This is a genomic window from Inmirania thermothiophila (assembly GCF_003751635.1).
GTDB lineage: Bacteria > Pseudomonadota > Gammaproteobacteria > DSM-100275 > DSM-100275 > Inmirania > Inmirania thermothiophila.
Map to the genome: position 1 here is coordinate 234,501 of NZ_RJVI01000003.1, position 10,500 is coordinate 245,000.

Here is a 10,500-nt window from a genome sequence, read left to right on the forward strand (position 1 = left end):
AAGGCCCGGCGCCGTTGTCTTCCGCCCTAGCCCGCCGGCGGGCGGGATGACGCCGTGCGGCTGTGTCGGGTATTTCCGGTCAACCCAGTGCGTCGGCGGTGCAACCCAAGCCAAAGGGTCGGTGTGTCAGGCAGCCGGACGCGGTCATCCGGGCGCGGCGGCTCCTCGCGCTCGGAACCAGGGATGAAATGGGCGGGATCCGTGATCGTGGGCCCCTCGATGTACGGCTTGAGTTCGGTCCAGCCGACCTCGCGCGCGTAGCTGCGCGGGATCCCGTCGCAGATGAACCGCAGACGGCAAGATCGGCATGGCGGTGGCTGCATGCGGTCATTCCGGATACGGGCGAATTGCAGGGCGTCGTGGAGCCGTGACGGTGAGCGCCACAGGCGTGGATGGCGCCACATGAGAATGGCCCCCGCCGTAGCCGCAGCATACATGAACAGTAGCCCGCGCTTGTGGATGATGTCGAGGCACCAGTCCCACTCCGCGCGCTCATATTGAAGCTGCCACATGGTTTTGACCCGAGGCTCGTGCCCTTTGAGGAAGCAGAACGGCATGTGGCGGACGTTGACGGCGTCGAAGTGCCGGGCGCCGCGCTCGAGCGCGGGGCGCAGGTAGCGGGCGATCTCACTGTAGGTTGCGGTGAGCCCTTCCTCGGCGCGGACTGCATCGCGTGTGGGGTTAAAGACGATGAAGTTCAGCGCGCCCAGTCGATAAGGCGAGAGCAGCTCCACGAGATGCTCCACGTCGCGGTGATTATGGCTGTTGACCACGTGGTTGACCCGGGGGCGCAAGCCCAGCGCGATGGCGTTTTCGATGGTCTGGAGGACCTTGCTGTGGGCGCCTGGGACGCGCACCAGGGCATCGTGAGTGGCGGCATCCCACGCGTGTAGGGAGACGAGAATGTCGTTGAGCCCCGCGTCGACGAGCGCGGCAAGCTTCGCCTTCTGCGCAGTGACCAGCCCGTTGGTGATGATGCAGCAAGTCTCGTAGCCGATCTCGCGCGCATAGCGGATGATCTCGGGCAGGTCGCGCCGGATGGTGGGCTCACCGCCGGTGAGGTCGACTCGGGTTTTGCCGCGACTGCGTCCCACCCGGAGCACGGCCTTGATCTGCTCCGTGGTGAGGTCGCGGGTGTCGCCGCTCTCGATCTCGCGCAGGTAATAGCAGAACGAGCAGCGCTCGTTGCACCGCTTGCCGACGTTGAGGTCAAACCGCTTCGTGATCGGAGCCGCTTGGGTGGTCATGCCGCTCTCCCGCTGGTTCCCGCCCCCTCCATTCCTGGGGGATGGGGTGGTTGTCGTGTCCCGCCTCGGTGCCGCGGGCGGTGTACATGAGCTGTGTGATCTGCTCGGACACGAGCCCGATGAGGAAGATCACCGTGGCCGTCGTGAGCAGGAGCGCGCTCATGTTGGTGAAGCGGCCCATGGCGGCGAAGGTGTAGGCGTAGTAGCCGAGCCCTAGGACATAGAGCAGCGCGGCGAGCGGCGCGAAGAGCTTGAGCGGGGCGTAGAGGGTGCCGACGCGGAAGATGATGAGCAGGAAGCGCGCCCCGTCGCGCAGCGGGCGGATGTGGCTGCGGCCGACGCGGGCCGCGGCTTCGATGGGGACGTAGGCCACCGGGTAGCCCGCGCGGAAGAAGGCCATGGTGATGGTGGTGGGGTAGGAGAAGCCGTTGGGCAGCAGGTGGAGGAACTCGCGGAACCTCTCGGCCCGCACGGCGCGGAAGCCGGAGGTGAGATCTGCAACCCGATGCCCCACCATGTAGCTTGCGAGCCGGTTGTAGAACCCGTTGGCCGCCCAGCGGCCGAGGCTCGCCTGGCTTCGGGCCGAGCGCGCGCCCACCGCCATCGCATAGCCCTCGTCGAGCTTGGTGAGAAGCCGCGGGATGTCGGCGGGGTCGTGCTGGCCGTCGGCGTCCATGAAGACCAGGACCTCGCCCCGCGCGGCGCGGGCCCCCGTCTTGATGGCCGCGCCGTTGCCCATGCCATAGGGGTGGCGGATGACGCGGGCGCCGGCGGCCTCCGCCACCGCGGCCGTCCCGTCGGTGGATCCGTCGTCCACGACGAGGATCTCGGCCCCGTCGCCGAGCGTCTCCCGGACGCGCCGTACCACCTTGCCGATGGCGGCGGCCTCGTTGCGGGCGGGGAGGACGACGGTCAGGGTCGTTTCGCTCATGCGGTCTCGCTGCTGCCCGGGGCGGGACATGGATCGCTGCCGAGGACGAGCGTGCAGGATACCACCGGCGTGGGGTTTCCCGTGGCCAGGTCAAGAGCCCGAGATGCCGTCTTCGGGTTGCGTCGCCGAGGGCCTCGGCGCGTCACACGACCGTCCCGTTTTCAGGTCCTCCCCGAGCTGGCGTCGGATGCGGTCGAGCTCGCCGCGGAAGTCGCGTCCCTCGATGTAGATGCGTTCCCGGGGCGATGCGTTCCTTTCCAGCTCGGGCAGTCCGCGGTATGCCCGCTCGAGCATCGCCCAAGCGGTTGGGAAGCAGCCTTGACTCGCAAGGAGGGAGACCGCCGCCATCGTGGCCTCCAGCGTGGGGTGGAGCTCGATGGCTTCTCGAACGGCGTTGCGCCCGCTGGTGCGGTCCCCAAGTTCGAACAGCGTGCGTGCCTTGACAAAGAGGACTCGCTGGCGCGCTGCAGGCAGCGTCAGGGCCGGACTGTCAAGGAACGCGTCCGCGATCCGGAGCATGTCCTGTGCCCCGAGGGTCCGGCAGCCGGCCATCCCGCGTACGGCCGCGAGCCCCTCGAGTTGCGCCACTGCCACCAGCCGGAAATATTCCGCCTCGCGGACGGCGCGCACCGCCCGGTCGATGTTCTCGATCGGCAGTCCCTCTCCGCAGCGAATCGCCAGTTCCCAGATCCATAGATCGGCTCTGGTCGGAAGCTGCTCCTGCGCCCACCGGACGTGCTCCACGGCGAGCTCCGGCTGCCCGGCCCGGATCCAGGCGATGACCGCACCTTCCTGGGCGCGAATGGAGCCGGGGGCGCGCACGGCCCAGATCTGCGCAGCCAGCATGGGCTCGCCCCAGAGGGCGGCGCGAAGGTGCGCGAGACCGCCCACCATCATCACCAGAATCAGCGCAATGGTGATGCGGACGGGTGCTCGCAGGGCTTTGGCGGAGACCAGTGCATCCGCGATCGGCAGGAAGAGGAGTGCGGCCGGGAGATAGTTGCGGTGCTCGAAGTAGAGCTCCAGCGGCCAGATCGTGGATTCGACCGCGTGGCCGGCGAAGAAGAAGAGGATGGCGGCTGCCGCGAGGGGCGCACGGCGGCGCACTCGCCAGCCGATGGCTGCCACTGCGAGAATGAAGGCCACCGCGGGGAGCGTGGTCGGCGGGTCGAAGAGGCCTCGGGAGACGGCAAACTGGTCGAAATAGACGCCCGTCCAGGAGGCGGCGGGGAGGAGAAGCTTGCGCAGGTAGTCTGCGAGGGCGCGCGCCTCGGAGAGGAGCCTCTCGTGGGGGGCGAACTCCCGCAACCGGTAGCCTTCCAGGATGTGGTCGAAGGTCAGCGTGACGTAGGCGGCGAGGGCGGCCAGGGGAAGTCCTAGGAGCAGGCGACGTGCAATGCGCACCGCGGGCGGGGCGGGCACCGCACGCAGCACGGTGCCCTCGAGGACGAGGGCGAGGAGCGGCAGCAGGATCCCGTTCTCCTTGGACAGCACGGCCAGCCCCAGGCAGGGCCCTGTACCCAGCGCCATCAGGAGGACGCCGCGTCGTGGTGATCCGTCCGCGGCCACGCGCCGGCCCCGCACATACAGCGCAAGCCCGCCGAGAACGAACAGGGCCGACAGGATGGCCATGCGCTGGACCACGTAGAGCACCGTGGAGGCCCATAACGGGTGCAGCGCCCAGAGGCTGGTGGCGAGGATCGCTCCCCCGGCTGCCTGCGCCGCTTCCCTCCCGAGGGCTCTCAGCAGCTGCTGGGTGAGCGCAAAGAGGAGGACGCCCGTCAGGGCGTGGAAGAGCACGTTGCGGAACAGGAACGGCTCCGGCTCCGATGGCCACGCCTGGTCATCGAGGAGAAAGCTCGCCAGTGCCAGGGGGCGCCCCGAAGGTCCGGCAAAGCCCGACACGACGAAGCGGAACAGATCGGCCGGGGACCCGATTGCGCCGAGCGCCGCGAGTCGGTCCAGATTTCCGGCGGCGTCGTCAAGGAGGAAGGAACCGCTGAGTCCCGGGCGGTAGGCGAGAAAGATCAGGACGGGGAGCAGAGGAACGAGAAGGGCTGCCACGGCCACAGACCGCCGGCGTTCCCCGGGGCGGTGCTCCGGCCTCAAGGGGTGGGGAGGCGCGGCCATGGCAGATCAGGCGCAGGATCCATGGTTGGGTCGGCCGCGGTCGCCTCTGCGTGTGGCGTCTGCTCCCGCATGGTTGGGACGATTCATTGCGGCGGGACCGATGTTCTGTGGCGTTGGAGCGCGCGGAGGGGCGGGCCCAGGCCCGCCCCTCCGCGCTCGTGTGGCATGCAGGTCAGCCGCGGCAACTCGCCGGGAGATACTTCTTCTCCACGCCGCCACTGGCGGCGGGGGCGCAGGTCCACGTCACGCCGCTGCTCGAGCCCACGCCCGTGAGCGCGACCTTCTTGGTGTCCACCGCGGGGTCCAGGTTGTTGATGGTCACCGTAATGGTGGCGTTGGCGCTGCTGTTGCGGGTGTACGTCATCGAGGACACATAGTTGCCCTGTGTACCGGTGTTGATCCCGGCCGCCGTGGCGTCGGCGGGCATGATGCCCTCGGAGATGTAGTACTCCGACACCGAGGCCTTTGCGGGCGTGAGGACGTTGATGACCTCGCTCATCTTGGCGCGGATCGTGTAGTCCTGATACGCCGGGATCGCGATGGCGGCGAGGATGCCGATGATCGCCACCACGATCATCAGCTCGATGAGGGTGAAGCCCTGCTGCGTCCGCTTCATGGTTCGGTCTCCTCTCGGGTTGAGCTCCCGCGCGTTAGTATGCAGGCGGCGTGCCAGCAGTCCGCGCAGGGCGCCTGCAGGCGCACAACTGCCGGTCGCCAAAGGAAATGCTCTCTGGTGGCCGGGGGCGTCCGCGGCTCGGGGACGCCCCCGGCGCGGCGGCGGGGAGCCGTGCGGTGTCAGAAAGTGACGCTCCGCGTCACCTCCGGTGCCGGGGCGGCCGCCTTGACAGGCGGTGCGGTCTGGACTAGAAAGGCGCGCAACGCCCGAGGGTACGGCATTGCCGAGCCTCCCGCCGCCCCCGGTGGCGGGCATAACGACAACAACAGGAGTCACCACCAGGTTTGCGGCGGCCTCAGGGCCGCCTTTTCGTTTCCGGGGGGATGACGCTGCCGCGCCGCGCGCGGCCCGATATACTGGCGCCCTTCGGAGAACCCAGGGGGTGAGCGGCGTGATCCAGGTGGGCGTCGTCGGGGCCACGGGCTATACGGGGGTGGAGCTTCTGCGGCTCCTTGCGCGCCACCCCGAGGTGCGGCTTCGGACCGTGACCTCGCGGGGCGAGGCGGGGCGGGCCGTGGCCGAGGTCTTCCCCAGCCTGCGCGGGTTCGTGGACCTGCGCTACGAGGCGCCGGAGACGGAGCGCCTTGCCGCCTGCGACCTGGTCTTCTTCGCCACCCCCAACGGCACCGCCATGGAGATGGCGCCGGCGCTGCTGGATGCGGGGGTGCGGGTCATCGACCTTGCCGCCGACTTCCGCCTGCGCGACGCCGCCGAGTGGGCGCGGTGGTACGGCCGCGAGCACGCCTGCCCCGGGCTGCTCGCCGAGGCCGTCTACGGTCTCCCGGAGGTGGCGCGCGAGCGCATCCGCACGGCACGCCTGGTGGCCAACCCGGGCTGCTACCCGACCGCGGTGCAGCTCGGCTTCCTGCCCCTGCTGGAGGCCGGGGTCGTGGACCCGGCCTGGCTCGTGGCCGACTGCAAGTCGGGGGTGAGCGGCGCCGGCCGCGGCGCGCGCGTGGACATCCTGCTCGCGGAGGCCGCCGACAGCATGAAGGCCTATGCCGTGGCCGGGCACAGGCACTGGCCCGAGATCCGCCAGGGGCTCGCGGCGGCGGCGGGCGGCGAGGTGGGGCTGACCTTCGTGCCGCATCTCGCGCCCATGATCCGGGGCATCCACGCCACCCTCTACGCGCGCCTGACCGCGCGCGACGTCGACCTCCAGGAGCTCTACGCATCCCGCTACGCCGGCGAGCCCTTCGTGGACGTGATGCCGGCGGGGTCGCACCCGGAGACGCGGAGCGTGCGCGGGGCCAATGTCTGCCGCATCGCCGTGCACCGCCCCGGGGGCGGCGACACGGTGGTGGTGTGCGCCGTCATCGACAACCTGGTCAAGGGCGCAGCGGGGCAGGCGGTGCAGAACATGAACCTCATGTTCGGGCTGGACGAGCGGGCGGGCCTCGACCAGCCGGCCCTCATGCCTTAGCTCGTGGCTGCGCCGCCGCGCTGGGAGGTCCGCCGCCGCCCCGGCCCCGGCCGCTACGTCGTCGGTGCGCTCGCGGCGGCGGCGCTGGCGGGGGCGGCGCTGTGGATCGGCTGCCGCGGGCCGGGGCGGGCCGAGGCGCCGGGGCGCGAGGCGGCGGGGAAGCAGGTCGATGCAGACGAGGCCGCGCTGCGGCGGGAGCTGGAGATGCGCCTTGCGGCGGCGGAGCGTGCGGCCCAGGTGGACCGTGAGGCGGTGGCGCGGGCGCGCGAGCGCATCCGGGCGCTGCAGGAGGAGGTGGCGGAGCTGCGGGAGGAGCTCGCCTTCTATCGCGGCGTGGTGGCCCCGGGCGACGAGGATGGCGGGCTTGGGGTGCGAAGCTTCCGGGTGCTGGCGCCGCGCGCGGACGGCGCCCGCCCCTACCGCTTGATCCTGGCGCGGGCGCCGCGGGGGGAGGCGGAGGCGGTGGTGGGCGAGGCCCGCATCGGCGTGAGCGGGCGGGACGGGGCGGGCCGGCGGGTGCTCGCGCCGGCGGCGCTGGGGCCGGAGGCGACGGTGCGTTTCCGCTTCCGCCACTTCCAGGAGCTTCGCGGCACCCTGCGCCTTCCGGACGGATTCGTGCCGGAGCGGGTGCGCATCGAGCTGGTGCCCGCGGGCCGGGGCGCCGAGGGGGTGACCAAGGAGCTGCCCTGGCCGGCGGCGGAGGGAGGCTAGAGCCATGTGGGGTAGGAGAAGGCGGCGGGCGGTCCGCGTCACGACCCTGATCGGGCGCGGCACCACGGTGGTGGGCGATGTGCGCTTCCGCGGCGGGTTGCACGTCGACGGCGTGGTGAGCGGCAACATCGTGGCCGAGGAGGGCGCGGAGGCCATGCTCACGGTGAGCGAGGAGGGGCGGATCGAGGGGGAGGTCCGGGTCCCGGTGGTGGTCCTCAACGGCACCGTCCTCGGCGACGTCCACGCCGGCGAGCACATTGAGCTCGCGCCCAAGGCCCGGGTCAGCGGCAACGTCTACTACGGCGTGATCGAGATGGCCGCAGGCGCCGAGGTCAACGGCAGCCTCGTCCACGCCCCGGCGGGCGGTCCCGCCGGGGCCCTCACCGACGGGCGCGAGCGCGCGGAGGCGGCCGAGGAAGCGCCCGGTGATCGTTGACCGTTCCGCTCGGGAACGGGATACTGGGGCGCATGCGTTCCGCGGTTCGGAGGCCCGTGCAGGAGGTGTCGAGGCGATGAGCGGCGAGGTCCCGGTGCAGCTCAGCGACAGCGCCGTGCGCAAGGTGCGCCGGCTCATGGAGGAGGAGGGGCGCGGCGATCTGATGCTGCGCGTCTACATCACCGGCGGCGGCTGCGCCGGCTTCCAGTACGGCTTCACCTTCGAGGAGCAGGCGGCGGCGGACGACACGCGCATCGAGCGCGACGGCGTCGTGCTTCTCGTCGACCCCATGAGCCTGCAGTACCTGCAGGGGGCGGAGATCGACTACGTGGAGAGCCTGCAGGGGGCGCAGTTCGTGGTGCGCAACCCCAACGCCGCCACCACCTGCGGCTGCGGCTCCTCCTTCACCGTCTGAGCCCGCCGCGCCCGGGCCAGATCCCGCCGAGGACGGCGGCCCGCGCCGCGCCCGTGGCCACGGGCAGGCTGCCGCTTCGGCTCGCCAGCGTCTCGCGCGCAAGCCAGGCGAAGGCGGCCGCCTCCACCCAGTCCGGGTCGAGCCCGGCGGCCGCCGTCGTGGCCACGGGTACGGGCGCGGCGTGGGCGGCGAGGCGGGCCAGCAGATGCCGGTTGTGGGCGCCGCCGCCGCAGACGAGGATGCGCCGCGCCTCGGGCAGGTGCGCGCGCACGGCCACGGCGGCGCTCCAGGCGGTGAGCTCGGCGAGGGTTGCGGCGCCGTCCTCCGGTGCAGGCTCCGGCCGGCCGCGGAGCAGCCCCTCCAGCCACTCCGGCCCCAGCACCTCGGGGCCCGTGCTCTTGGGCGGCGGGCGCCCGAAGTAGGGGTGGGCGAGCAGCGCCTCCAGGAGCGCCGGCTGCACCCGCCCGCGCGCCGCGGCGGCGCCGTCGCGGTCGCAGGGGGCGCCGAGGCGGGTGCGGGCCCAGTGGTCGAGGAGGCCGTTGCCGGGGCCGGTGTCGAAGGCGGCGCGCACCTCCCCGTCGCCGTCGATGAGGGTGACGTTGGCGATGCCGCCGAGGTTGAGCACCGCCACCGGCGCGTGGCGGCGGAAGGCGTAGCGGTGGAAGGCCGGGGTGAGGGGGGCGCCCTCGCCGCCGGCGGCGACGTCGCGGCGGCGGAAGTCCGCCACCGTGGTCACCCCGGTGCGCTCGGCCAACGTCGCCGGATCGCCGATCTGCAGCGTGAAGGGCGGGTCGGCGTCGGGGCGGTGGCGCAGGGTCTGGCCGTGGCTGCCGATGGCGCGCACGGGATGGCGGGCGAGAAGCGGCGCGGCGGCCTCGGCCAGGTGCCGGCCGACGAGGCGGTCGAGCCGGCCCAGCTCGTCGAGGTCGATGCGTCCTGCGGCGGCCGCGCGCAGCCGCGCCGCAAGGTCGGGCGGCCAGGGCGTGGTGCGCGCCTCGACCACGCGCACCCGTCCGCCGGCGAAGCCGACCACGGCGGCGTCGATGCCGTCCATGCTGGTGCCCGAGACGAGACCGAGATAGAGGGCCGGGCGGCGCCGCATCAGCGCTCGGCGAGGGCCACCGCGAAGCGCTCGAGGAGGTCGAGCTGCGCCAGCAGCGGGGCCGCGACGCGCTCGAAGTCCGCCCGCAGCGCGGCCGGCAGCGGCTCCGCCTGCGGCAGCGGCACCGTGAGGGGGTTGCGGTGCACGCCGTTGACGCGGAACTCGTAGTGCAGGTGGGGGCCGGTGGCGAGCCCTGTGCGCCCCACGTAGCCGATGACCTGGCCCTGGCGCACGCGGCGCCCGGCGCGGATGCCGCGGGCGATGCGCGACATGTGGGCGTAGAGGGTGGTGTAGGTGGCGCCGTGGCGCAGGATCACGGTCTTGCCGTAGCCCCCCTTCCAGCCTGCGAACTCCACGCGGCCGTCCCCGGTGGCGCGGATCGGGGTGCCGATGGCCGCGGCATAGTCGACGCCGCGGTGCGGGCGGCGCACCCCGAGCACCGGGTGGTAGCGCTCGGCCTGGAAGCGGGAGGTGATGCGGCGGAAGTCCACCGGCGCCCGCAGGAAGGCCTTGCGCAGGCTCCGCCCGGCGGGGTCGTAGTAGTCGGTGCGCCCGTCGGGGGTGGTGTAGCGCACGGCGCGGAAGCGCTCGCCGCGGTTGACGAACTCGGCGGCGACGATGTCGCCGTCGCGCAGGTAGCCCCCGTCCCGGTAGACCTGCTCGTAGATGACCGCGAAGCGGTCGCCCTCGCGGATGTCGAGGGCGAAGTCGATGTCCCAGCCGAAGATCTCGGCCAGCCGCAGGGTCAGCCGCTCGCTCAGGCCCGCCGCGAGCGCCGCCTCGTAGAGGGAGCTGCGCACCGTCCCCTGGGCGCGGGCGAGCCGGATCTCGAGCGGGACCTCCGTCACCTGCGCCGAGAGGGCGCCGTCGGCGGCGCGGCCCACCACCAGCGTGCGGGCCTCGTCGAGGGCGTAGCGAAGCCGCTCCAGCTCGCCGTCGCGAAGGCCCAGCTCGAGGCGCTCGCCCGGGCGCAGCCGCTTCAGCGGCGCCGCCTCCGGCAGGCGGGCGAGGGCGGTGATGGTGGCCGCCGGCACGTCGGCGCGGCGAAGGAGCGACCAGAGGCTGTCGCCGCCGCGCACCGTGAGCACCGTGCCGGGCCGCTCCGGGGTCTGCGGGGCCGCAGGCTGGGCGGGGACCGGGGAGGGTGCCGGCAGCGCCAGGGGCAGGACCACGGGGCCGGCCTCGTGCACCGCCTCGCCCTCGGCGCCGGAGACCCCCGTGACGAGGAGCGCCGCGGCCAGGCTTGCGCCCGCCGCGCTCACGAGCAGCCGCCCCGTCCGGTGCATGGATCGTGCCGATGGCCTCACCGCCACCCCCCCGTCGCAGTCTCGCGGCTACCTTAGCGAGGGGCCGCGGCCGCGGTCAATGAACCTTGTCGCACCCCGCGGCGGGCCTTAGCATGGGCGCCCTTTGGTGTTCCGGGCGGGAC

Annotated in this window: 10 protein-coding genes; 4 read left to right on the forward strand and 6 right to left on the reverse strand. The window is 72.5% G+C overall.

Going from position 1 to position 10,500, the window contains the following annotated elements; genetic code table 11:
• Window positions 1–26: 26 nt before the first annotated feature.
• From EDC57_RS11825 to EDC57_RS11840, 4 genes are all read right to left on the reverse strand, one after another.
• Complete coding sequence (locus EDC57_RS11825) at window positions 27–1,247, reverse strand: radical SAM protein (RefSeq protein WP_123402105.1); 1,221 nt, start codon at window positions 1,245–1,247, stop codon at window positions 27–29.
• A complete protein-coding gene (locus EDC57_RS11830) occupies window positions 1,210–2,178 on the reverse strand; it encodes a glycosyltransferase family 2 protein (protein WP_123402106.1) in 969 nt (322 codons plus the stop codon). Before EDC57_RS11830 ends, EDC57_RS11825 begins: the two co-directional genes overlap by 38 nt.
• A gap of 90 nt (window positions 2,179–2,268) precedes the next feature.
• The gene (locus EDC57_RS11835; RefSeq protein ID WP_170165140.1) at window positions 2,269–4,242 is read right to left on the reverse strand and encodes a hypothetical protein; all 1,974 of its coding nucleotides are present in this window, start codon (window positions 4,240–4,242) and stop codon (window positions 2,269–2,271) included.
• Window positions 4,243–4,480: 238 nt separating this feature from the next.
• Window positions 4,481–4,924 carry a pilin gene (locus EDC57_RS11840; protein WP_123402108.1) on the reverse strand — a complete coding sequence of 148 codons (444 nt, stop codon included), beginning with the start codon at window positions 4,922–4,924 and terminating at the stop codon, window positions 4,481–4,483.
• 451 nt (window positions 4,925–5,375) lie between these two features.
• On the opposite strand from EDC57_RS11840, the gene argC reads away from it, so the two are divergent.
• The 4 genes from argC to erpA all read left to right on the forward strand — a co-directional run bounded on the left by argC (window position 5,376) and on the right by erpA (window position 7,969).
• Window positions 5,376–6,407: an N-acetyl-gamma-glutamyl-phosphate reductase gene (argC, locus tag EDC57_RS11845; RefSeq protein WP_123402260.1), complete on the forward strand. Its 1,032-nt coding sequence runs from the start codon at window positions 5,376–5,378 to the stop codon at window positions 6,405–6,407.
• A gap of 3 nt (window positions 6,408–6,410) precedes the next feature.
• Window positions 6,411–7,118, forward strand: a complete 708-nt coding sequence (locus EDC57_RS11850) for a DUF6776 family protein (RefSeq protein WP_123402109.1) — start codon at window positions 6,411–6,413, stop codon at window positions 7,116–7,118.
• Between the two features lie 4 nt (window positions 7,119–7,122).
• Entirely contained in the window at window positions 7,123–7,554 is a 432-nt protein-coding gene (locus tag EDC57_RS11855) for a bactofilin family protein (RefSeq protein WP_123402110.1), read from the forward strand.
• 76 nt (window positions 7,555–7,630) lie between these two features.
• On the forward strand, window positions 7,631–7,969 hold the full coding sequence (gene erpA, locus EDC57_RS11860) for an iron-sulfur cluster insertion protein ErpA (RefSeq protein WP_123402111.1): 339 nt from the start codon (window positions 7,631–7,633) through the stop codon (window positions 7,967–7,969).
• On the opposite strand, the gene EDC57_RS11865 is transcribed toward erpA, so the two are convergent.
• Both EDC57_RS11865 and EDC57_RS11870 read right to left on the reverse strand, forming a co-directional pair.
• Window positions 7,959–9,071, reverse strand: a complete 1,113-nt coding sequence (locus EDC57_RS11865) for an anhydro-N-acetylmuramic acid kinase (protein ID WP_123402112.1) — start codon at window positions 9,069–9,071, stop codon at window positions 7,959–7,961. The genes erpA and EDC57_RS11865 overlap by 11 nt on opposite strands.
• Window positions 9,071–10,357 carry a peptidoglycan DD-metalloendopeptidase family protein gene (locus EDC57_RS11870; RefSeq protein WP_123402113.1) on the reverse strand — a complete coding sequence of 429 codons (1,287 nt, stop codon included), beginning with the start codon at window positions 10,355–10,357 and terminating at the stop codon, window positions 9,071–9,073. The genes EDC57_RS11865 and EDC57_RS11870 overlap by 1 nt, the downstream gene beginning before the upstream one ends.
• Between the last annotated feature and the right edge of the window lie 143 nt (window positions 10,358–10,500).